The organism is Sorangiineae bacterium MSr12523, assembly GCA_037157775.1.
GTDB lineage: Bacteria > Myxococcota_A > Polyangia > Polyangiales > Polyangiaceae > Pendulispora > Pendulispora brunnea.
This window is the reverse complement of sequence record CP089982.1, coordinates 7689315-7713940: the sequence shown is the minus strand read 5'-3', so window position 1 is coordinate 7713940 and position 24626 is coordinate 7689315. Positions and strand designations below refer to the sequence as shown.

Here is a 24626-nt window from a genome sequence, read left to right as displayed (position 1 = left end):
CCGCGAGAAATAGCCATGCAAGAGAAACAATCGAGTACGACCGCCCTGGGAGCGGCGGTGTTGCGCGCCCTGCATCAAGACCTCGATCGGCCGCCCGTCTTCGACGACCCGCTCGCCATGCGCATCACCGGCGAGGAGGAGCGTGCGGCGTTTTCGGCGCAGTCACCGATACCGCTTACCCCCGATTCGCCGGTGGTCGCCAACATGCGCGGCTTTTTGGCGGCGCGCAGCCGGTACGCCGAGGATGCGCTGGCCGTCGCGGTCGCGCGTGGGACCCGGCAGTACGTGGTGCTCGGCGCCGGGTTCGATACCTTTGGATACCGCAATCCGCATACGGCGCTGCGCGTCTTCGAAGTCGATTATCCCGCGACGCAGGTGCGCAAGCGCGAGCTGCTCGCCAAGGCCGGTATCGCCATTCCGCCGTCGCTCGTCTACGTCCCGATCGATTTCGAGAAGGAAACACTCGATGGCGCCCTCGCGCGGGCGGGCCTCATTCGCACCGAGCCCGTGTTTTTCTCCTGGCTCGGGGTTACCGCGTACCTCACGCGCGACGCCGTGATGGGAACCTTGCAATTCATGAGCACCATGGCGAAGGGATCCGAAGTGGTCCTCGACTACATGCTGGACCCCCAGCGCTTCGACGCAGACTCCCGCGCCCACTTCGACAAAACGGCGCCACGCTTTCGCGCCGTCGGCGAAGCATTCCTCAGCTTTTTCGACCCAGAGCCATTCGCCGCAGAAGTGAAATCCCTCGGCTTTTCCGGGGTAGAGTCCATCGAATCCGGCGCCCTTCGCGAGAAGTACTTCCGCAACCGCACCGATGGCCTCGGCGTATCGAGCTTCGGAGCCCTGCTGCACGCCCGCGTCTAGTCAGCAAGCACGATTCTCGAACAGGAAGAAGGAAATCGCCAGGGCGCCAGGGGGCGCCAGGATCGCCAGCTGAACCAACAATATATCCCAAAATTGAGAGTTTATTGTTGGTTCACCTGGCGATCCTGGCGCCTCTCTTTTGGCGTCCTGGCGGCTTCTTCTTCTCGTCGTGACGCTGTTCGAGGATCGCGCTCGCCTATTTAGACTAATCGCTGTATTTCGTTTCGCGGGCGGGCGGTCCGTAATGGTGCACGTCGGCCTCGACGGAGCGTGCGAGTGCCGCCGGCGGGCGGATGCCGTGGGCGCGGAAGGCCTTGGCGACGCGGAGGTGCACGTCGGTGGCGAAGGCGGATTCGTATTTGCAGTCGAAAACGTACGGGCGTGCTTTGAGGTGCATGGCCACGTAGTCGTTCAAGATGACCTGCTTGGCCACCACCGGCACCGGCCGCTCGAGAAACACATAAGGGCTGGTGAGGCATGCCTCGCGAATGAGCTCGGCCGCCAGCTCCGCGTCTTGATCGACACCCACGTAGAAATCGAACGGCGTTTGCATCTCCAAGGCGCCCCAATTGCTGCTCGACGTGACGTCGGTGAGTACCTTGTTGTTTGGAATGGTAATGACGTTGTGGTCGAGCGTATTCATGCGCACGCTGCGAAGCCCTATTTTGATGATGTCGCCGTATTGCCCCGCGAATTCCACCCGATCGCCGACCTGGAAGGGACGGTCGAACATGATGGTGATTCCAGCGATGAAGGCGGCCACCAAATCGCGCATGGCAAAGCCCACGGCGAAGGCGATGGTGCCGCCGATGACCGTGAGGGTCGCCGAGTCGAGCTTGACGCTCAACGTGAGGCAGATGGCCAACGTCACGATGTACGTGGAGAAGCGCGCGACGGATTCGTATTTCTGAATCGTGGGCCGGTGGTTGGCGAACCTCGTTCCCAGGCGATCGGACAATCGCGCGATGACGCGAAGTACGATGGCCGCACCGAAGATGGCAATGAGCGAAAAGAACAGGCCGCCCCAACGCAAAAAGCTCGCAAGCTTGGTCACGTCGGGTGCGTCTTGCGCATGGGCCGTCATGGAGACGGTGGACGAGAGCGCGGCGGCGAAGAACGCGTGAGCCTTTCGTTTCATCGGGGGGCTACCAGAAGGTGACGGCGTTGGAGAAAGGTGGTGACCGCGCGGAACCAGGTCCACGTCATGGTGTAGCGGCCGCCGTGTTCTTCGACGTAGCCGCGCGCCTGCGCGTAACGCAGCGTATCGGCGACGTCGGCCGCATCGAGCAAGGTGGCCTGCATGATGTCCGCGGGCTTGGCCGGCGCGAGCTGCAAGACGGCACGAAGGACGAAGACGGCGGAATCGGGCAATCGCTGCAGATCGGAAATATCCAAGGCTTGAAAGAAACGCACGTGCGCATTTCCGTTCTCGTCCATGCCGAGCGAGCGACGCCACATGTGCAATGCCACACCGGGATTTCCGCCGGCGTAATCCCAGAGCAAGCGGTAGTAGCGGCTCGCGCGTTCGGCGAGCGCCTCTTGTTTGTCGATTTCGTCGGCGTTGGGTGGCAGCTTGTCGAGCAGGTGCTCGAACGACGGCCCGAGCCCCGCGCCCTCCGTGCGGGTGCGAAGCAGCTCGACGATGGGCTCCTCGGGCCACGGCTGGAGGCGAACGACGTCGTCGAAGAGGGGGCGCCGGCCGCGCGATCGCTGCAAGAAGAGCCAGAGCACTTCGTCCAGGGTGAAGACCCACGTCGTGGTCGTGGAGTGGCGAATGGCCATCGCGAGCAACTCGTCGAACGGCGCGAGGCCGCCCATCACCGGTTTGACGAGGCGATGGATATCGTCCAAAAGAAGCGCCTTGGGCGCCGTTTGGAGCGTCGCCTCGAGGGACGCGGCGCCCTCGGTGGGCACCGGCATGAGCACGGTCTCGGGGATCTGCTCGTGGATGTGCCGGAGCAGGGTGCTCTTTCCCATGCCGCGCTCGCCGACGATGAGCACGATGCCGCCTTTGCCTTGGCCAATGCGCGCGAGGATCTGCGCGACGCGCTCGTCGGCGTGCGTGGCGATGAAGACGCTGGAGAGCACGTCGGGCCCGAGCGCATCGAAGGCGGCCTCGGGGATGGGCGAGGTGGGGCCCTCCGCGCGCTCGGCGCCGAGCTTGTCGAGCTCACGCCGGAACAGGTACGCGAGCACGCGCCGCGTGAGGTAAAAGCGCGCAATCCACGTGCGCACGAAGCGCACGGCGCCGTGTGCAAAGACGTGCACCCCGCCGGCGGTGGCCGCGAAAAAGCTTTTCCAGCCGGTTCGATTCTGCAGAACCCAATGCTCGAAGGCGGACTTTTTCCGCGTGCGCGAGGCGCGTTCGAAGACGATGTCGCGCCACCAGCGCACCAAAACGAGAAACACCGGAATGGATGCGAGCCAACACGTCGAAAGGACCCATTCGTAGATGGTGCCTTCGCCCACGAGCCTGGAGGTCAGGACGAGGACCAATCCGAAGGCCACGACGACGCGTCCGACGAGGCGGAGGGATCGCAAGCGGAGGGCCGCGGAGTCATCCCGTTTGGCGGTCGTGCCATCGTCGGATGCGAGCGCGTTGACGATGTTGACCGCGAGGGCGCCGCCGAGAATCCATTGGAGGCTGACGGCTGCGAGTTGAACCTCGAGAATGCCGGTGGCGGCCGCAGGCAAGAGCCACGCGAGGACGATGGCCAGGGCGAGCCATTCGACGGGGCGGTGGATCTGCTGGACGAAGGCGATGGTGCGCGTGGCGATGGACGGAGCAGGGAGGCGCTCGTGGCGATCGCGGGCGACGGCGCGCTCGCGCATGGAGGCGAGCACCTGGGGGGTGCGGCGTCGCAGCCACGAGAAGGCGGCGAAGGCGAGGAGCCACTCGATGACGAGGAGAGCGCTCTTGCCGGGGCTCTGCCCGAGGGCGCGCGCAGGCTCGCGCCATGCGAGCAGCCATTGGCCGATGGCGTGGCGGTGGTATCGAAGGACCAAGACGAGGTGGCGCCATTCGGAGGCCGCTTGCTCGGCACCGATCTCGCCGAAGCCTGTGATGGCGTCGCGCTTGCTGGGCGAGAGGCTCGAGAGCAGGGCGAGGCGTTCGCGGTTGAGCGTGTCCACCTCGTCGAGGAGCTGCGAGGCGCGGGCATCGCGCAGGCGGTCTTCCTCGGCCGCGAGGCGCCGCGCTTCCGCATCCACGCGGTTGCGTGCTTCGCGCGCGGTGGCGGCTTCGTCGGCCGTGGCCTCGATTTCGGCGAGCGGATCGGGCCCCGCCGAGGGCACGTCGCTATGGCGCGAGGAGAGCGCGGTGAGGGCCGTATCGAGATGACCGCGGGCGACGCGCAGGATGGCCCGCACGTCGTCATAGGTGCGGTCGGCGGTTTGCGGTGGGGTGCCTGGAGCGCGCGCCTCACGGGCACGGCGTTGCCACGTGAGCGTCTCCTCGTGGCCCTGGGTGATGGCGCCCTTTCGCGCTGCGAGCTCTTTGTCGAAAAGGGCCTGCGCGCGCTGCACTTCGAGAAGGCGCGCGTACTCTTCGGAGACGAGGCGTTCGACCTCGGTGCGCGCTTCCCGTGCGGCCTGCAGGGCCTTCTGCCGCTCTTGCTCGGCATCGCGTTCGCGGCGCTCCGCTTCGCTCGGGGGTGGCGGGGCGAGCGCCTTCTGCCGCTCCGCGTGTTCGGCAAGCAGGGGCTCGCGCGCGGCCTTCGGCATGCCGTAAAAGGCGAGTCGCGCGCGATCGAGCTCGATGCGCGCGGCCCACAAGGGCGGACCGGCATCGAGGGTGGCCTTGGGCTTGCGAGCCGCCGCGTCGACATCGCGCAGCATGGCCGCGAGGCGTTTGCTCTCGAGGTCGACGCTGGCCTCGTCGTCGATGCGCACGTCGAAGAGGCTGCTCGGGGCCGTTCGCGCATCGAGCTTGCCGGCGACGAGATCGCGAACCTGCTGCGCGGTCTGGTGAAGCGCTGCAAGCGCCGGGTCGATGGCGTCGGCGGCGTCCGCACCGGCATCACCGACCGAGGCGTCGGTGCCTGCGTCAGCGGCAGCGCGGGGTAGAACGGAAAAGGCGGCCATGAAGGCCGCCAGCAAGACGACTGCTCGACATCGATCCAGCATCACGCTGTGACGCATGCCGGAGCAGTCGTATCACGGTCGTTCTATTGGCAGAAGCCGTCGACGCAGGCTTGACCTGGGCCGCAATCCGCATCGGATGAGCACGCGGCAGCGCCACCATCGACGCCGCCGTCCGGATCGACGCCACCATCGACGCCGCCGTCCGGATCGACGCCGCCGTCGGGGGCGACGCAGACGCCCTCGATGCAGGCTTGTCCCGGACCACACTGCTCGGTCGAGGAGCACGCGGGTGCGCCACCATCGACGCCGCCGTCCGGATCAACGCCGCCGTCGACATCGACGCAAGCACCTTCGACGCAGGCTTGTCCCGGAGCACACTCCGATGTCGAGGAGCAAGCCGGGACGCCGCCATCGGCCTCCTCGCTCGAAGAGAGCGAAGCGCTCGTCGAGGTTTGGTTCTCTTGGTTCGGGGCGCCTGCCACGCAATTGGCCAAACACGGAACGGCGAGGAGCGTGGCGACGAAATAGGAAAGTTTCGAATGATTCATCGAAGCGCCCCCTAAACAACTTTGGTGCCAAGGTGAGGCGAACGCGGGCGTCGTGCGATGCTCACGCGAAATGGCCGCTTTTCCGAAACTTCCGCCCGCTTCGCATTGCCCGAACGCGCCAGCGTGTCGCGCCGCAGGCGCCACCGTGACTGACCATCATCGCGGCCACGGACGTGGAAATGCCCACCTCACCGAATGCGCGCCAAAATCGCTTTGGCGGTGGTGGAGAGTCCCGCGGGATCGAGATGCGCCTCGAGCGCGCGCAGCTCGCAGGTGCGTTGAAATGCCTCATGCCGCTCGGGTTCGTCGAGGTCGTACCAGGCGGGGTGAAATTGCACGGCGCCATCTCGATCGCGCGCGCGGTGCGCGGCGGTTACCGCTTCGATGAGCAACTCGATTTCGGGGGTGCGGTCGCTCATGCCAACTCCGCGAGGCGAACACCGCGCCGCTCGAGGCATTCGGCCAAGAGCTTTCGCGCGCGGGTGAAGTTCTGGAGAAACGTGTTCTTCTGCATCGATAGGCGCCGCGCCAGCGCATCGTCCGATTCCGTGCCGCCGCCTGCAATGCGCGCACGCAGCGCGAGCGCCGGCTTTTCCGGTAGGTCACGGTGGCAATCTTCGATGAGCCGGCGCAGCATCGGATCGGGTGCGGCGGGCGCCGGCGCGGGCACATCGTCGACGGGTATTTCGATATCGGGCCGAAGGCGCCGCCGCTCGCTGATGGCAAGATTGCGCGCGATGCGAACGGCCAGGCGAAGCAGTCCATTGGGTGCGCCGTCGGGCTCGAAGCGTGGGGCGACCTGCCAAACGCGTAAAAGAGCTTCCTGGACAATGGCCTCCGTGTCCAGGTGCGCCGCGAACGAGCGAAGGCTTTCGCGAACCGGCCGCTCGGCGCCGGCGAGCCAATGCCCAAAAGCCTCGGCGCTGCCGGCGCGAATGGCCGATACGTGGATATCGAGATCGTTCATGGAGATTCGAGCGTGATGGTCAGGTCTTGATCGTTCAGCCGGAGAAGAATCCGAGCAGGGCGACGAGTCTCCGAGGCATCGAGGACGATGGCCAGACGAAACGAGACGCCGGGCCGCAAGTGAGCCTCTCCCGTGGTGAATTTGGGGTGGCACTTTGCAGTGACCGACTCCGATTCGAAGAACAAGGAGACTTCGTCGGGGGGCAGCCAATCGAGCGGCTCTCCTTGGACGGCCACCTCGATGACGAGGAGATCCTTCCTGCGGAGGACCTGGATTCCCGGCATGGTGCGCGACCCTGCCTCGGCGAGGGCGCTCGCAAACGCGAATTCCGGCGCCGCGGCACGCATCGGAGCAGGCCGCCCGACAGGAATAAACGTGGTCCCCCCAGTAAAGGCTCCACGGCGCACCATCTGCGGGCGCAGTCCGAGGCCTTCCACGGACATGCCATGCGGCAGCTGCTGAGGGATGCGCTCCCGACGCAATGGCGCCCCGGGATCGACGGTCACCCCTTCGGAGACAGCGACCCACGATGTCATGCGCGTCGCAATTCCAAATTGGAGACCGACCCGTTCGATCGATTCGTGGATCGATGCATCCTCGGGCGTCGAGGCGGCACGCATTTCGAGATCTTCCACGAGCTCGCGAGCGAAGAGGGCCACGATGCCCGAATTTTCCGAGGCTGGAGACACCGGAATCTCGAGGTTCCGCTCCCAAACCCCGGAGGCCGTCCGCCCGCGCACGCGAAGATCCCCACCGTTGCCCGAGAGGCGAAGGCCCAGCAGCACGGGCGACTTGGCAAACAGGTCGGGAATTTTCTCCGGCACGCACTGCAGAAGCGCCGTCCCTGCGACCTCGACCTCGACGACGATGGGGGCCGCGGTGCGTGCGACGAGACGCTGGGCCGCGCGCTCGGGATCCTCGTCGAGTCCGATGAGAATCTCGGCACCGCGCCCGGCCCTTGCCGCTGGCCCTGTCAGCGATCGATTGACCGCCGAGCCGACCCCCACCGTGTGCACCCGCGCTCCGCCGGGGAGGCTCGCCAGGATCTCGCGGACGATCTCCGATTCGAAACCGATCAACCCGTCCGTGACGAGAACCACTTGCCGTTGGCTCTCCGTGCGAAGCGGCCGCAAAGCCTCGTGAATGCCCGCGTGCATCTCCGTTCCGCCCGACGCACGAAGGCCCGCCAGCCAGCCCAAGGCGCTCTGTTTCGCGTCGGCCGTCACCGCGACCGCACCTTCCTGCCAGCGACGCGGGGCATTGGAAAACTCGATCATCTCCAAGCGATCGCGCGCGGTGAGCGTCTGAACCAGCGCGGCGGTCACGCGTTTCGCCTGCTCGATCGGCGCGCCGGACATGGATCCGCTCGTATCGAGCAGCACGATGAGATCGCGCGGAAGTTCGCGCCCCTCGGACGAGCCGGGCGGCACCACGGTGAGAAGCCCAAAGGCACCTTGGTCGACTCCCAGACGCGCCATGTCCACGCTGCTGCCAATCTCCGGTGTCGCCACGGCCCAGCGAACCACGACATCCCGATCGAGCGCGGCGCCGGCCAACGAAACGACGCCGCCTTCGCCGCTCTGGATCGCGTGCGACGGCGATTCGGGCTTCCTCCCGTCGAGGGCATCCCGAATGCGCAGCGAAAGCGAGGCACCCGGCATGGGCGACTCCGTCATCGCTTGCACGATGGCCGAGGCATCCGCAATCCGCCCCTCGGCGCCAAGGTAGCGCGGCGCCACCGCCAGAGGAAATCGCCATTCCCACGCTCCCTCGTCGTTCCACACGAGGCGCTGATCGATGGTCAGCTCGGCGATGACCTCCGCACCGGGCGGGATGTTGCCAATGTGCTGCGTGAACAGGCTCGAGCGCTCCTCATCGATGCGCGCGGCCGTTTTTCCCTCGAGAATGGCCTGCTCGAACCGCTCGCGGGCTGCGGTGCGGCGGTCGATCTCTCCGACGATGCGCCGATCGCCGATGCGAAAGGCAAAGGCCGACACCGCGGCGTCGGAGGGCAGGGGAAACGAGTACGTGACCGCCAATGGCTCGCCGTGGGGATTGCGAAAGTGCTGCTCGAGCTTCACGCGGGCCAAACCGCCGCACGCATCGGCTTCGACGCGAACGCGCGTGAGTGGCAAGTTGGGACCGGTTGTCGAAATAAGCATGGGACGACCCTCTCTTTCACCGGACCAACGCAGGGGCCTCCGCTTTAGTGACAAGAAAAAATCACGTCACAAAAAGGAAGAAGAACGGCCAGGACGCCAAAAGAGAGTCGCCAGGAGCGCCAGAGGAACCTCCAATGAACCCCTCTCGTGGTTGTATTGCCGTTGCCGCTCGCAATCCTGGCGGCCTTTGGCGTTCTTGGCGGTTACCTTCTTCATGTTCGAGAATGGCGCTCGCCCAATTAGTTCGGTGGCACGTAATGATGAACGATGTCCCAGGCCGTCTCCACGGGGAGACCGAAGCGTTGGTGCACGGACAGGGGATGCTCGGTCGGCTCGACCATGATCAGTGGCCGCAGCCCCTTGCCCCGAAAATGCGCCATCGTTTTCAGATGCAACGTCCCGCCGGGGTAATACGAAATGCTCGTGCAGAGCCAGCCGAAGAATGGGCCTATTTCGTCCGAGTCGAAATTCTGGAGGTAGTGTTCGAAGTTTTCCTTCTTCTGCGAAACCCATACGCCAAATCCGAAGCGACCGGGCTCGTGATGAATGGGAATCTCGATGACGCCGCGGATGAAGAAATGCTCGTTGTCGATGATGCAGGTGTCGGACGTCAATTGCACCCGGCGCTCACGTTGCTCTTCCGGAACGTCCCACCAGGAATCGGGCTTGTCGGCCCCGATGTCGGGCAGATCGACGTGAACGGAGCGGCACACGGCGCATTGGTAGCCCATCGACCCAAGCTATCCCGAAAATCGCTCTTTGCGTACGTGCAGCAGCCACGAACGAATCTCTTCCGTATTGGGGGGCTCCTCCGGAAGTGGGCTGGTGTCGCGCACGGTATCCAGCGTCTGAAATAATGCATCGATGCGCGGCTGCCACGCATCGAGCAGCGCCACGTCGACGCCGACGCGCTCGCCGGAACGTTTGTGCTCGACCAGGAGCCGGGCCTCCGAAAGATCGTAGCGATCCATCAGCCTCGTGAGATCGGCTTCGACCTCGCCGGTGGCGAGCAGGTGAATGCCCGTGAGCGTGGTACGGAGGACGTAGAGAAGCTTCTTCGCCGTGGGCTCCTTCTCCAGAAAGCGCCGTTGGTTGAGCGCGAAGCCGCGGTAGTGGCGATGCACGCGCCGGCTCAGGGCTCTGCGCACGATGGGACGCATTTGGGACAACAAAGGGGATTCGTGCGCAATCATTCGGCCGAGCACGCGCTCGATGAAGTTGCCATTGCCGGCGAGAATCCCGAACAAGGCATGCGCCACCTCGTTGGACGTGTAATCGATTTCCACGCCATCGATGAATTCCGCGCGATCGAACGTGGGCGGCGGGGCCTCCAACCCCAGCAAATCCTCCGTGCGGGCCACGTGAATGGCCTTGAGATCCAAATCGCTGTCGGGCGAGGGGAACCCGTAGGCGTGGGCTCCGCTCAAATGAACGACCACGTGCTCGCGCCGCGTTTCTTCTTCGGCGAGCACGTTGGTCATCACCCGCCGCTGCGCTTCATCGAGGGCTCCGAGCACCTCTTGGGAAACCGCTATTCGTTCCATACGACCTCCGGTGCCGGCGGCGCATGGCGGCCGAACGGCCCTTCCTCTTGGTTCATCCAACGGCGCGCGAGCTCCTCGCCGATGCGGCGCAACAACGAATCTGCCCGAGCGATGTCGGGACGCTTCGGTAATTTGGATTCCCGTTTGGCCAATTCCAAATCAGGGGTCATCGCATCGGCCTCGGCGAGCACCTCCGCGAGTGGGACGAGACCTCGCTTGATCGCCAATAGCCGCTCTCGAAAGGCGCCCTCCATTTCGAAAACGGGTTCTCCTTCGCGCAGCCAGCGCGTGGCCGTCGCCAGCAGACGCAACAAATTGTAGGCATTTTTCGGGCGGAGTTCGCGTGGCAAGTCCAGGTCGGCCGCGCCCTCGCGTGCGAATCGGACCAGGCTCGAAAACTCGTTCGACGGCAGCAGCCCTTGGTCGAACAGCGAGCGATAGAGCTGTTTGACGTACTCCTTGGCCTGGTGAATCCGGTCGGCCTCCGTGGGCGCGGCGCGCATCGACACCGCCGCGAGCTTCGCCGCCACCATGTCCAAGGTCAGCTCCGGCTCGGCGCGCAGCCAATCGAGAACGACTGCGCGATGCTCGGCCAAGCGCAAGCCTTGCTCGAGCCTGCGCAGTTGACCGAGCGCGTAGCGCCCGAAGGTGCCGTAAATCTCCACGGACACGAAGGCATCCCGCGCCTCGAGCAGCCATTCGCCCATCGGATCGACTGCGCGCGCATTGGGCAAGAACAGCATTTCCAGCGTGTTGGGATCGGCGCGGAGCGCCTGCCGAATCGCTTTGCCCGCCGCCCAATAGGTCGCACTTCCATCGGCGCTGACCAAATCTTCCGGCGGGGCGACCAACCCGAGCCCCCATGAGAAGGGCAGCGCAAAGACTCCGCGGTGGTCTTCGTCCGATGCCTCGTCGGCGAGCCCCCATGCGCGCGAGCCCACCGTCGCATCGAGCACGATGCAGGGCTGCAAGGCCTCCCAGGCATCGGCGCGCCGCTGGGCAAACAGCGCCTGACCCACGCGTCGCGGGGAAAGCTCCGAGCGCGCGTAGCGCACCACGCCGATGCCCACGATGGTCACGTCGACGTCGTCGCCGCTCGTGCGCGACACCCGCCCGATGGTGCCCTGCGGAATGCGCCGCTCGGTGGATGGCACCATGCGATCGACCCGCGTCACCACCTCCGTGCCATGCGGCAGCGCGATGGCGCGCGCGTCCAGATGATCGAGGGAGCGGATCCGTAGGTCCATACCCGCCGCAGCATACGACAGCTAGGGCGGATCGGCTTGCAGCGGCTGCACGGGGGGCGTATGGCCAAGCTATGGGAACGCGGGAGCAGAAAGAACTGGAAGATCTCTTCGACGAGCTCGACCAGCTCCTCAAGAACGGCGACGTGGTGGCCGACCTCAATGCGCGCGGAATCAACGCGAGCTTGGCCATTGTCGCGGCCGAGGGGCTGCGCGCCTACCTGCGCGGTGAAAAGGACCGGGCGGCGGAGGACTTTTCCACGGTTGGCGAGGAAATCGCCCACCGCGCCCGCGTTTCGAAGGCCCAGCAGCCCTCGTAGAAAAAGACTACGGCGCCTCGATGGCCACCGCGGAGTAGGTCGTGGTTGGTGTCGGCGGCGTGGTGAAGCGCGCGTTGGGCAAATACAGACGATGGCCAAAGGCGGCCACTGTTGCCGGCACGTCGAACGCGGGATCGGTCACCCGGGTGAGGACTTTGCCGGACTCGCCCGCGAAGTCGAGCCGGACTTTCGCGACTTGATTCAAGCGATTTTGCACCACGTACAGGTTGCGTCCCTGCCGGAGCAATCCATCGCCATTGGGCAGCGATTCCTCGCCGAGATCGACGAGCTTCGTCGCGCCGGTGTCGGGATCGACGCGAAACAGCTTCCCCGTGTTGGATTGAACGAGGACGAGCGAACGCTGATCCGGTGAGGTCACGATGCCATTGGCATTGATGCCCGTGCCATAAACGATGTCGCCGGTGAGGGGCACGCGCACGACCTCGCTGGGATCGGGCAGGGTGCGGCGCCAGCCCGCGAGGGGAAGCTTGTAAAGTACCGGTATTCGGGAATCGGTGAACCAGGCGGCATCGCGCGTGAGCACGACGTCGTTCACGAAGGTATCGCCGCTGGCGAAGGTGTAGCTGGCGAGGATTTCGCCGGTGGTTGCATCCACGACGCGGGCATTGCCTCCGGCACCGCCGGCCACGAACAAGCGATGGCGGTCATCGACCTTCAACCCGAGAGACGGCGTTCCGGGGCCTGCGCTGAAGACGGCGCCTTGGCCCGTGCGCAAGTCCACGCGATAGATGGCTCCGTTCACGCGGGAGCCGAAATAGGCTTTCGTTCCGCCGATGGCGATGCCCTCGGGCTGGAAGCCGTCGGGAAGGGAAAAACTCGTCGGCCATGCGGCCTCGTCCGCCTCACCGGTTTCACGGTTGGTGTCAGGGACGTCGGCATGGGCGGGCGCGAACGACCCGGTGGATGCCACGGAGAGCAGCGCGAGTGCTGCAATGGCAAGAAATCTACGACGCATGTTCAATCCTCCGAAGTGGATGACTGCTGTTGCCCAGGGAGATGACACCGCTGGCTCGAGCTGTCGAGGCGTAGTTTTCGTGCCGGCGCGCGCGCAAGGCGGTACACGTCATGGACGCGTGGCGATGGATCCGAGCGACATCGAGGAGAAACTGAGGCGTGCCTTCCCGGGTGCGGTTCTGATCGATCCTCGGCTGCTGCGGCGGGTGATCAAGGCGCACAAGAACCTCGGTGGGCTGTCCTTTTCCATTCCGCACGAGCGGTGCTACGCGCTCCGGCGGGACGCGCTGCTCCCGCTGGCAGGGGCGGAGCTCGGTTCGACGGCATTGCCCGACAAGGTCGTTCTCGTTGCGCGTCCGGCGCCGCGGGAGATGGCCAAAAGGGCGCCGCACGAGATCATGACCCAGCTTCTGCGCGCCGCGTTCCACGGCCAGGTGCACCTTCGCATCGAGCAGCGCATCGAGGAGGGCGCCCTGACCGACGCGGCCATCCGAGCGTGCATCGATCGCATCGGCCAAACGGAGTTCGACGAGATCCGCGCGACGTTGCGCCACGACGAGCTGCTGCTGCCGCCGTACGGCGATCGCGAGGTGTACGCGGAGTTTGCTGCGCTGTACCTCGAGCTCCGGCATTTCGCGCCCGCGCTCTTGCCCATGACGTTCCCGGGGCTTCTCCATTTCGACCGGGTCGATGAGGTGCTCGCGCGCGATGTGGACGTGCGTCCGCCCGGGGAGCTTCTCATCGAGTCGCAGAAAGCGCGTGCTGCGGCGGCGCCGCACCCGGAGTCGCGTCCCCGCCGTCCGCCGGCGCACCTCCATGCCAAGTGGCTTCTCTACGCGGCCTCGCGGGCGCGCGACCGAGGACAGGTCACCCGGGCCGTGCTCCATGCATCGCGCGCCGTGTCGGCCCAGGACACCGAGATTGCCATCAAGGCGCGCGACGCCATGCAAGCCGATCTCGGTGCCCTGGCCGACCGGCTGGGTGCGGCGTTGCGGCCGGCCGGCTACGATGGCGAGCAGCCTCCATCCCGTGACGAGTGGATGGTCGCCCTCACGGAGCTGGCCACGAGCGCGGGGTCGGATCGACGTGCGCGCCGGCCGGCCGCGCGGCTCATCGAGGAGCTGGAACGCGCCGCACGCGAAAGCGAAGAGGAGCCCCAGGCGGTCGACTTGGTGACGTGGGCGCTTTCACGCGGAAAAACGCCGCTCGTGCGCAGGCTCCCGGCGACGCGGGAAATCCGAATTGCGCGCCGCGTGCGCGCGGCGATGCGTTGGCTCTGGCAGGTGCCCGCGTTTGCGGAGCGAAAGCTGGTGGTCAATTTGCTGCATTGGGCGCAGGACCGCGCCGACGCGAACGTATCCGCCGTGCTCCGTCCCCGCATCCTCGACGTGCTGGCCGCCGTGGGGCTCACGCCGGGCAATCTGCCCGAGCGCATTGCACAATACAAATTGATCGAAGAGCTCCTCGACCAAGGTGTGGAGCGAGGCTTCATTCAATTTGCACACCTGCGCGATGCGATTGCGCGAAATCAACTCAAGCTCGAAGATCTGGCCCGCCCGCACGACCTGGTCGCGGGCGATCCGTTGTTGCGTGCCGATGCCATGCTCGCCTCGCTCCTCGATGGTGTATACCGGCGCGGCGAAGTCTATTTGCGATTTCTGCAAAAGGTCAGCTCCGTGGCATTTGGCACGAGGGTCGGCCGGTTTCTAAGCTTGTATGCGATTTTGCCCTTGGGCGGATCGTTCGTCATCCTCGAGGGTGTGGGCCATTTGATCGCGCCGATTGCCCGCGCGCTCGGCTTGGTGGCGCCCGTCATCTTGACGCCGGAGTCGTTTCTCGTCACGGCGGTTCTCGTCTTCGCCTTGGTGCACAGCGAAATCGCGCGCAAGGTGGCGCGCGGCATCTTCCGCATCGTGGCGCGCGTGCTTGGCACGGTGTTCCTGCGCATTCCTCGCTGGGTGCTCACGCGGCCGAGCGTGCGCGCGTTTCTTCGGAGTCGCCCGGTTCGTTTTGCATTGCGCCGCATCCTGCTTCCGGCGCTGCTCACGACCTTGGTGGTGCTCGTCACGCCGCTTTCGACGCTGCCCCTTTGGGGCACGCTCCCTGCTGCGCTGGTGCTCTTCGCGCTTTCCAGTTGGGTCTTCGACTCGCGGGCTGCGCGCCTCGTCGAGGACGTCGCGCTCGATTGGCTCGGCCCCACCTGGAGAACCCTTCGCGGGCAGCTTTTGCCCGGCCTTTTTCGGCTGATCGCGGGGCTCTTTCGCTTCCTGATGGACACGCTCGAACGCGCCATTCACCGCGTGGACCAATGGTTTCGCGTCGGCCAGGATCCCTGGCGGGCGACCATTGCCTTCAAGGCGGGGCTCGGCCTGGTGTGGTTCGTGGTGGCCTATGTCGTGCGCCTCTACACGACATTGCTCGTCGAGCCGGAGCTGAATCCCATCAAGCATTTTCCGGTGGTGACCGTTGCACACAAGTTGCTTTTGCCGCTTTCGCCGGAAATGCTTTCCGCATTGAACGCGCCCCTCTCGGTGTTGGGGCCCGTCGTCGGCGGAACGGTGGCTGCGACCACGGTGTTTCTCCTGCCCAGCGTATTTGGCTTCTTGGTCTGGGAATTCCAAGAGAACCGCAACTTGTACCGCGCGAGCCGGAAGAACGCGCTGCACCCCGTGCGGGTCGGCCACCATGGGGAAACCATGGGCCGATTGATGGTCCCCGGCTTCCACTCGGGGACGTTGCCCAAACTTTACGACCGACTCCGGCGCGCCGTGCAGCGTGCAGAGGACGAGGAAGATGCACTCTTGCGTTTTCGCGAGGGCATCTCCAGCGTATCCGAGGCCATCGAACGATTCGTCGCCCGCGAGTGGCTTGCCCTGCTCTACTCGCCCGCGAACGAAACCCCGCGTTGGACTCACGGTCCACTCGAAGTGGAGCGCATCCTTCTCGGCTCGAACCGCGTGCGCATCCGCATCGTGTGCCCCAGCCTGGGGAACGACGCATGCGAAATCGCGTTCGACGAGCAATCCGGGCTGCTCGTGGCCAGCGTGAGCGAAGCCGGCTTTCTGCAACGGCTGCGCGGCGAAGACGACCGGATCCTCTTCGAGAATGCCCTCGCGGGTTTTTACCACTTGGCCGGGGTCGACCTCGTGCGGGAGGAAATCCAGGCCATGCTGGGTGTTGCGCACTACGACATTTCCGACGAGGGCCTGGTGCTCTGGCCCGACGCGACCTACCGCACCGAAGTGATTTATCCGCTGCGCGGCGTCAAATTGGGCGCGACCATCGAACCGCAGGTCCGCGGCGTATGGCCAGTGGAGCGTCCACCCGTCATCGACGAGCGTCGATTTTTCTTTCGCCATAGGCCAATCCCCTGGTCCGATTGGCAAAAAGCCTGGGACGCAGCCGCCCGAAACGACGGCCCGATCCCGCGCCTCATGTCCGGGAGCCCTTTGCTTCCCCGCAACGACTAGAAAAACACCCTATGCGGTGTCGTATTGCAAGCAACGGATGCGCTAAATCCGTGTGACGATTTCGAATCATCGTTATTGCGCGAGATATCTATTTATGGATTTCATCTAGCTTGTCGCGGGGGCGGCAACCCGCTGGAGGCCTACGGTGAGCACCGATTCCAAAGATATTACGCGACGCGACTTTCTTGCGGGCCTCACCGGCGCCGCAGCCCTTACCGCCTGCGGCTCCGAGGGGGACGAATCGCCGATTCCCGGCGGCCCCCTGGATGGCTCCCCGGGAAATGCCGATGGTCCATCTCCGGATGGGTCATCACCGACGAATCCACGCGGTGGATCCCTCGCCGATATCGAACATGTCGTCATTTTGATGCAGGAAAATCGCTCCTTCGACCATTACTACGGCGCCATGCGCGGCGTTCGCGGTTTTGCCGACCGGGCGGCCGTTCCCCTGAGCACGGGGCGAAGTGTCCTGTATCAACCCGATAAGTGGCGTGTCTTCGACGGGAAATACCTGCTTCCGTTCCACGTGGACACGAAGACGACGAACGGGCAACAACTCGCCGATCTCGCCCACGGCTGGAGCGACCAACACAACGCCGTGGCCGACGGAGCGAACGATGGGTGGGTCAGCGTCAAGGGCGAGCTGACCATGGCCTATTTCACCCAGGCCGACGTGCCCTTCCACCAGGCCTTGGCCGACGCCTTCACCATTTGCGATCACAATTTCTGCTCGGTGTTGGGGCCCACCACCCCGAATCGACTGCACCTGTTCACCGGCACCATCGACGCCGACGGCAAATATGGAAGGCCCACCACCGGCAATCCTTCCGACTACAAGCCCGTCCTCTCCTGGACCACGTACCCCGAGCGCCTCCAGGAAAAGGGCATTACCTGGAAAGTGTATTCCAACCACGAGGTGGGCGATGATCCATCCGGCCATCCTTTCGTGGGCGATTACGGAGACAACCCGCTCTGGCTCTTCCACGCGTACCACGATGCGCTGAAAGATCCCGCCAAGAAGGACCTGGCCGACCGCGCCGGCGTTCGCGAGGAGTGGGAGCCGGACTCCGGCAAGGGCAAAGACGTGAATCACGTCCTGGCCGACTTCATCAACGACTGCAACGCGAACGCGCTGCCCAAGGTGTCGTGGATCGTTGCCCCGTACGGGTACACGGAGCATCCCACCGCGCGCCCCGTCGATGGCGCCGCGTACATCCAAGGCGTTCTCAATGCCCTGTGGGCCCATCCCGAGATTTGGGCCAAGACGGCGGTCATCATCAACTACGACGAGAACGATGGCTTTTTCGACCATGTGCCTCCGCCCCTTGCGCCGCCGAACACGCCGGGCGAGTGGGTCGAGGGCAAGCCCGTGGGCTTCGGCCCGCGCGTGCCGATGCTCATCATCTCCCCATGGTCGCGGGGCGGGTGGGTCAATTCGCAGGTCTTCGACCACACCTCGGTCATTCGCTTCCTGGAGAAGCTGACCGGCGTGGTGGAGCCCAACATTTCCAATTGGCGGCGAACGATCAGCGGAGATTTGACCAGCTGTTTCGATTTTACCACCAAGGATACGTCGATTCCCGAATTGCCCGATACCGCCGTGTTGCGCAAGCAGGCCGACGATGCGCAGGGCAGCCTCCCGCCGCCGCTGCCTCCGTTGCCTGGGCAGCAAAAGGTCCCCGTCCAGGAGTCGGGCACCCGCAAGGCGCGACCGCTTCCGTACCAGCCCGTTGCCAAGGCAACCGTGGATGCGGCGAACGCCAAGGTCTCGTTGAGCATCGACAACCAGGGCGATGCGGCACTGCAGTTGTTCGCATACGACGCGCTCAACCTGGCCACGCCGGGTCGCTACGACGTAGGGCCGAAGGGAAACGCCACGGCCTCCATTTCCGTCACCGACCGCGAGAAAAAATACGCCCTCACGCTGCTGGGGCCCAATCGCTTCCTCGCGCAGTTCTCGGGCACCCTCGATGCGCCGAGCGCGGGGGTCGAGGTGCTGCCATCCATCGGAGGCGATCCGGCGTCACCCAAGCTAACCCTGACATTCACCAATGCGTCCGCCGCGCCGGTCACCGTGACCGTCAAGGCGCTGTACTACCGCAACGATGGCCCATGGACCTACGTGCTCGAGCCGGGCCAAACCACCTCGAACACCTGGGATCCGCTGAGTGATTCCCAGGGCTGGTACGACCTCGACGCCAGCATCGACGCCGACCCCTCCTTCCGCCGCCGCTTCTCGGGCCGCCTCGAAAACGGCCGTGAAGGCATTACCGGCTAGGAGAAGGATTCACAGGGAGGCGGGGAGGCGGGGAGATTTTTTTTGTTTGGGCTACCGCCCAAAAAACAAAGCTCACCGTTTCAAAAAAACAACAAAAACTCCCCGCCTCCCCGCCTCCCTGTTCAAATCTCCAGGGCCGATTGGGCTATCGGGATTCGCCTGCCGCGAGGAGCTGGTGGGTGTGCTGGATTTCGGCGAAGGAGGGGGGCTCCGCTTGGGACGCGAAGGCGTCGACGGTGGAGACGCCGGGCGGGCTTGCGGGGCGGCCTTTCTTGAAGAGCCACGTGTCGAAGACGCTGCGCAAGGAGCGGCCCGAGAGGCGCTCGGAAAGGGCGAGGAATTGCTCGATGGTGCCGGTGCTCGATTTGCGCTCGGATTGCCACGTCTTCAGAATGTTGAAGAACGTCGAATCGCCCACGGCGACGCGCACTGCGTGCACGCCGAGGGCCCCGCGGTCGTAAATCGCGGAGTTGAATTCGTTGCCCGCGCCTGGCTCGGCGACCACCACCTGCCAGAACGAGCTGCCCGACGAGTGCGAATTGTACGTGGAGTTCGCGAGCTCCTGCGCGGTGCCGTTGCCGATGTGCTCGGACCATAGCCACTCGGCGTAGGAGGCGAAGCCCTCGTTCAGCCAAATATTGCGCCACGTATCCACCGAGACGCTGTCGCCCCACCACTGATGGGCATTCTCGTGGGCGACCACGCTGCTGCTGGTCCCGGAGGAAAAGAAGCTCGCGCTGTAGACCGGCCGCGTCTGCGTTTCCAGTGCGAAGCCGATGCCCTTCACCACCACGCCGCCAATGGCTTCGAAGGGGTAGGGGCCAAAGACCGTGCTCAAATAATTGATGATTTCCGGCGTCCGATTGAGGCTGTTTTTGGCATTGGTGAGATTCGAGCCCGTGACGTCGGACGCATACCCGGTGATGAAGGGCCGGCCGCCCGACGTCGTGGAGGTCTGCGCAATCTTGCCGATGGTGACGAAGGTCAAATACGTCGCCGCCGGAACGCCGCTATGCCAATTCCATCGTTTCAAACCGCCCGGTTCGATGGTGGTGCCCTGGAGCACGCCGTTCGAAACCACGGTGGTCCCGTCGTCGGGAACGGCAATCGAAACGTCGTACGTGGCCTTGTCGCGCGGGTGGTCGCTGCTCGGGAACCAGTAACGCGCAATGTGCGGTTCGTTCACGGCCATGGCCACCGTGGAGGTCTTCTTCCACGTGGTACCCGAAACCGACGAAGGCGTATCCGAATACGTCACCTCGACGGTGAATGCGCTGCTGCCCGGAAGGGAAGACGCCGGGGTTACCGTGTATTCGTTGCCGCTGCGCGAGAACGTCGCATTCGCGCCATTGACTTTGACGGCACTCACGGCGAGGGCAAAGTCGAGATTGAAGGCCGACAGATCTTGCACCGCCGTGGCCTTGATGGTCGTCGTACCCGAAAGCACCCCGGTGCTCGGGCGATAGGTCAAATGAAGATTGTAATTGTCGACGTCATAGCCGCCATTGCCGTCGGTCGGATAATACGGATCACCCAAACCGGACGACCCCGGACTGGCCGCGATGGCACTACCGCCCAACAGAATCAATGCCGCGCTAATGGCAAATGGAGAAATGCTTCGAAAACGAGAGCGCATGACCGATACCTCCTGGAGAGGAACAGCGGGTCGAAAGCATCGTGGGCGCCCCTCATATAGATGGATTTGGCCATTGCATTAACGCCTTCTTCGCGCCCAGCTCCAATCAGCTGCGACACTGACGGACATGAAGCCCACGTGACGAATCGCCATCACGATGTCGTTTTGAACACCCGCGGCCTCGCGCAGCAGACACGAGACACGGTTTTTTCGTTGCCTGCGATCCTCTCCGCGGCCCCGTGGCTTGAGTCGTTTCAAGCAAGCGACCCCGAGTCATCGGATGACAGATGCGTCTCACCGTTCGCAGCGGTGGCACGAAGTACGCGGTGGTCGAGCGACTAATCGATAGAGCACGAAAATGATGTAGGGCCCTTGGCTACTCCAAATATTTTGCTACACACCGCTGCGCCATCGGGAGGTTCTGCTTCTTGGTGGACCAACACAGGACCGGGGCCGCTGGGTCGTGGTGACGCGTTGCTGCTGACGACGCTGTCATGCCGCGTTCCATTCGCAGGCCGCGCCTCAAAAAAATAGGGCACTCGAATGGGCAATCTTTGGTCACGGCGGGAGGGCAAATACTACGACGCTTGGGAAAGCGCGGACCCCGCCACGCGGCGTAAGGTCATGGCGGAACGGCTGGACGCGTACGTTCGTTTTGCGCGCGAAACGACTCCGTTTTATCGCGAACGCCTCAAAAGCTATCAGGCTGGCGCGCCCCATCCACTCGCGGAAGTTCCGCTGCTGACGACCGACGATTTGCGCAAGCACATCCCACCTTTTGGAAGGGACCTGCTTTCGTCGGATACGCGCGATTATACGGTGTTTCAAAGCGGCGGTACGACGGGTGTTCCAAAGACATCCGTGTTCTCGCACGAAGAACTGGACGCCATCGATGGCCCGAACACGCGCGGCTTCGTGGCGGTGGGGCTGACGCCGGCTGACCGAGTGGCCAATCTTTTTGCCGTCGGTGGGTTGTACGCGAGCTTCGTCCACATCAACCGGATGCTGCAGCAATACGGCTGTACGAACTTCCCATTTACGAATCACTCGGAAGTCGAGTTCATCCGCACCGTCGTCGACCTTTTCAAGATCAACGTGTTCACCGGCATCACCAGCGTCGTTCTGAACGCGCTGCGCGGGATCGCCGCGAACGGCGGCACGAAGGGCTTCCAGATCGAACGCGTTCTGTACGGCGGGGAGCACATTTACGAGGCCGACAAGGAAGAAATCCGCGCCGCGTTTGGCACGAAGATCATCGCGGCACCCGGTTATGGGACCGTCGACAGTTGGTACATCGGCTACCAGTGCGAAGCGTGCCCCACCGCGGTGTTCCACGCCCACGACGACCAGTGTTATATGGAGATCGTCGACGAGGAGAGCGGCCGGCATTGCGAGCCGCACGAGGTCGGCATGGTGTACGTGACCACGCCGCCGCGTAAGGTGACGCCCATCGTGCGTTACCGCGTCGGTGACCGCGCCAAGTGGCTCGATGCTCCCTGTTCCTGCGGGCGCACGACGCCGCTGTTTCATCTGCTCGGCCGCGGCGACGACGTGCTGCGCGTTGGTTACGACTCGGTGGATTACGCCTTCATCCAGGAGGCCGTTGCGCGCGTCCCCGGCCTGCGCGGTGTCGCGCAAATGGAAAAGCGGCGCGAGGGCGGCAAAGATCGGCTCATTTTGCGGGTGGAGAGTGCGCAACCGGAGGCGCGGCACCCCGACCTGGCGCGCGATCTCGAGCAGCAGGTGCTCTCCGCGCGGCCATCGCTGCGCGCGTTCGTCGAGCATGGGACGGTGCTTCCGCTGGTCGTCGAGATCCACGCGCCGGATTCGCTGCCGCGCAACCCGCGAACGGGGAAGCTCATTCGGGTCATCGACACCCTATGATTCGGCACGAACAAGAGCCCGAGCCGACGGACACGCTGCACCTCGAGGTTCCGCCGCGCGGCGACTTCGTCGAGATCGTGACCGACTTCGTGCGTACCTCGACGAGCACGTTTCGCCTGGGCGAAACGAAGGGCATGGCGCTCACGCGCTCCGCGCGAACGGCCATCGAAGCGGTCATCCGCGAGGTGGGAAACCGGCGCGATCCCGCCACGCTGTCCATCAAAGTGCAACCTTGGCCGACGCGGGTGTCGGTGTCGATCCACAACCGCGGCATTCCGGTCTTCGTGCGCGAGGAGGACCTGGAGCGCGCCCGCACGCATCTTTTGCAGGGCATCGACGACGTCGAATTGCAAAACCTGGGGCGCGATGGACAGCTGATCACATTGAGTGCGCTGCGCGAGCCCGATGCTCCGCGGTCGCTGCGCGACATTTCCTTGATGCAGCTGCCCGACTCGGACATCGAAATTCGCTTGCTCGGCCCCGGCGAGGAATACGAACTGAGCCGGCTATTTCACTCGGTGTATGGGTACGACTACATCAACGAGTTCGTCTATTACCCGGACAAGCTCCGGAGCATGGTGGACGATGGACGGCTCGTGTGCATGGTTGCCGTTTCGGACGGTCCCGAGGGAAAGCGCCTCATCAGCCATACCGGCATGCAGCGCCTTTCGAGCGATCCGCTGGTGTACGACGGCGGATTCGGCGGCATCACCAATCCCAAGGTGAAGTCGCGCGGCACCTTCGGTCGGTGCTTTCAGGCGGTGATGGACTGGGCGGCGCAAACCTCGATGCGCTACCAGGAGTTCCACATCGTCACCAACCACGACTTCACCCAGCGCCGGTGCGCCGTGTACGGTGTCCACGAAACCGCGCTTTTCGTGGGTGCGCAATCGCGTGAAACGCAGGCCAAGCTCGAGCGACTGGGCATCGGTGTCGATCCCGAAGACATGGATCGCTATTCGGTCTTCAAGGGTGTGCTCCCGCGTTGCGATTCGCCCTTCGGCAAGGAGATTCACCTGCCAGAAAACCTGGGGGAGATGCTCGGATTTCTGCTGCCGCGCCTCGGCCTCACCTGGATGCCTGCCCCGCGCTTCGACCAATTGCCCAAAGACGGCGAGGTGATTGCCACGTTCGAGGAGACGCAGTCCTCGGTGCATTTCGACTTCGTCAAAACGGGGCGCGAGGGGCTTCAGCGCATTCTTCACGATTGGTCGCTGCATCTGCGTGACGGTTACGAATATGCGGCCGTCGATATCCCGGTGAAGAACCGCGGTTTGAGCCAAATTTACGAGGCCCTTGCATCCCACGGCTTCTTCGTCGGAGGGTTCGTGCCCTACCACCACGGCGAGGAGCTGGCCATTCGGTTCCAAACCGTGGGGCCGACCAAAGTGGCCTTCAACAAGATTCACGCGTACTCCGAGAATGCGCAACGCCTGCTCCGCGTGATCCAGAGCGACTACGAAAGGAATCAGGTTTTATGAGCACCGAAGTATCCCCGCCGCCCGTGCTCGAGGCGGCGGAGGCCATCTGCCGCATCGACGAACCGCTGCACTGGACACCGCGCAAAACCGAATTGATGGTGGCTGCCTGCCGCGAGCTCGCCATCTACCATGCTGCGAACAACGGCGATATTCGTTCGATTTACGAACGGCACGGCTTCGACCCGCGCTCGATTCGCGAGGAAGCGGATATCGCGCGCATTCCGCCGCTCGGCGTGACGGCCATGAAGTCGTACACGATTCACACGCGGCCGGCCTCCGAGTGCGTGCTCAATCTGACGTCGTCGGGAACGCGCGGTCAGAAGACGCAAATTTGGTTCGACCAGGAAAGCCTCGACCGATGCCAGGCGCAGCTCACCGGGCAATGGGCGCAGGAGGGACTCGTCTCCGACCGGCCGACCAATTATCTGAGCTTCAATTACAACCCCGCCGACGCGGGGAACCTCGGGACGGCGTTTGCCGACAAGAACCAGCAGCGCTTCGCCCCGGTGGCGCGCAGCTATTCCACGATTCGGAAGAATGCGGCGGGTGCGTGGGAATCGCGGCAAGATGACATTTTGCGCATTCTCTCGGAGTACGAGCAAGAGGGCTTGCCAGTTCGCATCTTTGCCATGCCGGCGTTCTTGTACGAGACGCTCCTCGAGATGAAGGCGCGCAACCTCACGATGAAGCTGCCCGAGGGGAGCTTCGTGGGAACCGGCGGCGGGTGGAAGGCGGCCGAGGACAAGCAGATCTCGCGGGCGGAATTCCGTGCGACCATCACCGAGCGACTGGGCATTCCGGCCGAGTGGATCCGCGACGGCTACGGCATGGCCGAGCATTGCGCGCCGTACATCGAGTGCAAAAAGCACCGCCTGCACGTGGGCGCGTACACGCGGGTCATCGTGCGCGATCCTGCGACGCTCGCGCCGCTGCCGAATGGGCAGCGGGGCCTCATCGAGCTGGTCACACCGTTCAACACGATGATGCCGAACCTGGCCATTTTGACGACGGACCTCGGGCGCATCGACGCCGATGCTTGCGATTGCGGCTGGCAATCGCCCACCTTCACCGTGCTGGGGCGTGGTGGAATCACGAAACACAAAGGTTGCGCCCTGACCGCGAACGAGATCGTTCGCCGCTCGTCGGCTTCATAACGGAATAAGC

18 protein-coding genes are annotated in these 24626 nt (G+C 64.3%); 7 read left to right on the top strand and 11 right to left on the bottom strand.

Translation table 11 applies throughout. The features are described 5' to 3' along the window. Positions 1 to 15: 15 nt before the first annotated feature. Positions 16 to 870, top strand: a complete 855-nt coding sequence (locus LZC95_30205) for a class I SAM-dependent methyltransferase (GenBank protein ID WXA90714.1) — start codon at positions 16 to 18, stop codon at positions 868 to 870. A gap of 205 nt (positions 871 to 1075) precedes the next feature. On the opposite strand, the gene LZC95_30200 is transcribed toward LZC95_30205, so the two are convergent. From LZC95_30200 to LZC95_30160, 9 genes are all read right to left on the bottom strand, one after another. Beyond that, positions 1076 to 2008, bottom strand: coding sequence for a mechanosensitive ion channel family protein (locus LZC95_30200; protein WXA90713.1), 933 nt, complete (start codon positions 2006 to 2008; stop codon positions 1076 to 1078). Continuing rightward, a complete protein-coding gene (locus tag LZC95_30195; protein ID WXA90712.1) occupies positions 2005 to 5010 on the bottom strand; it encodes an AAA family ATPase in 3006 nt (1001 codons plus the stop codon). Before LZC95_30195 ends, LZC95_30200 begins: the two co-directional genes overlap by 4 nt. A 26-nt stretch (positions 5011 to 5036) precedes the next feature. Further along, the gene (locus LZC95_30190) at positions 5037 to 5501 is read right to left on the bottom strand and encodes a hypothetical protein (protein ID WXA90711.1); all 465 of its coding nucleotides are present in this window, start codon (positions 5499 to 5501) and stop codon (positions 5037 to 5039) included. Positions 5502 to 5689: 188 nt separating this feature from the next. After that, positions 5690 to 5920: a hypothetical protein gene (locus LZC95_30185; protein WXA90710.1), complete on the bottom strand. Its 231-nt coding sequence runs from the start codon at positions 5918 to 5920 to the stop codon at positions 5690 to 5692. Beyond that, positions 5917 to 6468, bottom strand: a complete 552-nt coding sequence (locus tag LZC95_30180) for a sigma-70 family RNA polymerase sigma factor (protein ID WXA90709.1) — start codon at positions 6466 to 6468, stop codon at positions 5917 to 5919. The genes LZC95_30185 and LZC95_30180 overlap by 4 nt, the downstream gene beginning before the upstream one ends. Next, on the bottom strand, positions 6465 to 8630 hold the full coding sequence (locus tag LZC95_30175; GenBank protein ID WXA90708.1) for a VWA domain-containing protein: 2166 nt from the start codon (positions 8628 to 8630) through the stop codon (positions 6465 to 6467). Before LZC95_30175 ends, LZC95_30180 begins: the two co-directional genes overlap by 4 nt. A gap of 239 nt (positions 8631 to 8869) precedes the next feature. Beyond that, positions 8870 to 9361, bottom strand: coding sequence for a DUF2199 domain-containing protein (locus tag LZC95_30170; GenBank protein ID WXA90707.1), 492 nt, complete (start codon positions 9359 to 9361; stop codon positions 8870 to 8872). A gap of 9 nt (positions 9362 to 9370) precedes the next feature. Next, complete coding sequence (locus LZC95_30165) at positions 9371 to 10174, bottom strand: nucleotidyltransferase domain-containing protein (GenBank protein WXA90706.1); 804 nt, start codon at positions 10172 to 10174, stop codon at positions 9371 to 9373. Continuing rightward, positions 10162 to 11421 (bottom strand): nucleotidyltransferase domain-containing protein, encoded by a 1260-nt coding sequence (locus tag LZC95_30160; protein ID WXA90705.1) that lies wholly within the window; start codon positions 11419 to 11421, stop codon positions 10162 to 10164. The genes LZC95_30165 and LZC95_30160 overlap by 13 nt, the downstream gene beginning before the upstream one ends. A gap of 71 nt (positions 11422 to 11492) precedes the next feature. On the opposite strand from LZC95_30160, the gene LZC95_30155 reads away from it, so the two are divergent. After that, positions 11493 to 11738 (top strand): hypothetical protein, encoded by a 246-nt coding sequence (locus LZC95_30155; GenBank protein ID WXA90704.1) that lies wholly within the window; start codon positions 11493 to 11495, stop codon positions 11736 to 11738. Positions 11739 to 11745: 7 nt separating this feature from the next. On the opposite strand, the gene LZC95_30150 is transcribed toward LZC95_30155, so the two are convergent. Then, complete coding sequence (locus LZC95_30150; protein ID WXA90703.1) at positions 11746 to 12714, bottom strand: SMP-30/gluconolactonase/LRE family protein; 969 nt, start codon at positions 12712 to 12714, stop codon at positions 11746 to 11748. A 124-nt stretch (positions 12715 to 12838) separates the two neighbouring features. Here LZC95_30150 and LZC95_30145 point away from each other — a divergent pair, with 124 nt between their 5' ends. Further along, on the top strand, positions 12839 to 16183 hold the full coding sequence (locus tag LZC95_30145) for a hypothetical protein (GenBank protein WXA90702.1): 3345 nt from the start codon (positions 12839 to 12841) through the stop codon (positions 16181 to 16183). A 145-nt stretch (positions 16184 to 16328) separates the two neighbouring features. Beyond that, on the top strand, positions 16329 to 18461 hold the full coding sequence (locus LZC95_30140) for a phospholipase C, phosphocholine-specific (GenBank protein ID WXA90701.1): 2133 nt from the start codon (positions 16329 to 16331) through the stop codon (positions 18459 to 18461). 145 nt (positions 18462 to 18606) lie between these two features. Here LZC95_30140 and LZC95_30135 read toward each other — a convergent pair whose 3' ends face one another. Further along, entirely contained in the window at positions 18607 to 20097 is a 1491-nt protein-coding gene (locus tag LZC95_30135; GenBank protein WXA90700.1) for a M1 family metallopeptidase, read from the bottom strand. Positions 20098 to 20640: 543 nt separating this feature from the next. Between LZC95_30135 and LZC95_30130 the strand changes: the two genes are divergently transcribed. From LZC95_30130 to LZC95_30120, 3 genes are read left to right on the top strand one after another with little or no spacing between them, the layout of a single operon-like run. Next, entirely contained in the window at positions 20641 to 21981 is a 1341-nt protein-coding gene (locus tag LZC95_30130; protein ID WXA90699.1) for a hypothetical protein, read from the top strand. Then, positions 21978 to 23462 carry a hypothetical protein gene (locus LZC95_30125; protein WXA90698.1) on the top strand — a complete coding sequence of 495 codons (1485 nt, stop codon included), beginning with the start codon at positions 21978 to 21980 and terminating at the stop codon, positions 23460 to 23462. The genes LZC95_30130 and LZC95_30125 overlap by 4 nt, the downstream gene beginning before the upstream one ends. After that, entirely contained in the window at positions 23459 to 24616 is a 1158-nt protein-coding gene (locus LZC95_30120; protein ID WXA90697.1) for a hypothetical protein, read from the top strand. The genes LZC95_30125 and LZC95_30120 overlap by 4 nt, the downstream gene beginning before the upstream one ends. Positions 24617 to 24626 lie beyond the last annotated feature (10 nt).

Bases quoted from the DNA above. Each gene is read 5' to 3' on its own strand.
- LZC95_30200 (WXA90713.1), bottom strand. From the start codon at position 2,008: ATGAAACGAAAGGCTCACGCGTTCTTCGCCGCCGCGCTCTCGTCCACC.
- LZC95_30155 (WXA90704.1), top strand. From the start codon at position 11,493: ATGGGAACGCGGGAGCAGAAAGAACTGGAAGATCTCTTCGACGAGCTC.
- LZC95_30135 (WXA90700.1), bottom strand. From the start codon at position 20,097: ATGCGCTCTCGTTTTCGAAGCATTTCTCCATTTGCCATTAGCGCGGCA.
- LZC95_30195 (WXA90712.1), bottom strand. From the start codon at position 5,010: ATGCGTCACAGCGTGATGCTGGATCGATGTCGAGCAGTCGTCTTGCTG.
- LZC95_30165 (WXA90706.1), bottom strand. From the start codon at position 10,174: ATGGAACGAATAGCGGTTTCCCAAGAGGTGCTCGGAGCCCTCGATGAA.
- LZC95_30185 (WXA90710.1), bottom strand. From the start codon at position 5,920: ATGAGCGACCGCACCCCCGAAATCGAGTTGCTCATCGAAGCGGTAACC.
- LZC95_30130 (WXA90699.1), top strand. From the start codon at position 20,641: ATGGGCAATCTTTGGTCACGGCGGGAGGGCAAATACTACGACGCTTGG.
- LZC95_30150 (WXA90703.1), bottom strand. From the start codon at position 12,714: ATGCGTCGTAGATTTCTTGCCATTGCAGCACTCGCGCTGCTCTCCGTG.
- LZC95_30120 (WXA90697.1), top strand. From the start codon at position 23,459: ATGAGCACCGAAGTATCCCCGCCGCCCGTGCTCGAGGCGGCGGAGGCC.
- LZC95_30190 (WXA90711.1), bottom strand. From the start codon at position 5,501: ATGAATCATTCGAAACTTTCCTATTTCGTCGCCACGCTCCTCGCCGTT.
- LZC95_30125 (WXA90698.1), top strand. From the start codon at position 21,978: ATGATTCGGCACGAACAAGAGCCCGAGCCGACGGACACGCTGCACCTC.
- LZC95_30180 (WXA90709.1), bottom strand. From the start codon at position 6,468: ATGAACGATCTCGATATCCACGTATCGGCCATTCGCGCCGGCAGCGCC.
- LZC95_30170 (WXA90707.1), bottom strand. From the start codon at position 9,361: ATGGGCTACCAATGCGCCGTGTGCCGCTCCGTTCACGTCGATCTGCCC.
- LZC95_30145 (WXA90702.1), top strand. From the start codon at position 12,839: ATGGATCCGAGCGACATCGAGGAGAAACTGAGGCGTGCCTTCCCGGGT.
- LZC95_30175 (WXA90708.1), bottom strand. From the start codon at position 8,630: ATGCTTATTTCGACAACCGGTCCCAACTTGCCACTCACGCGCGTTCGC.
- LZC95_30160 (WXA90705.1), bottom strand. From the start codon at position 11,421: ATGGACCTACGGATCCGCTCCCTCGATCATCTGGACGCGCGCGCCATC.
- LZC95_30205 (WXA90714.1), top strand. From the start codon at position 16: ATGCAAGAGAAACAATCGAGTACGACCGCCCTGGGAGCGGCGGTGTTG.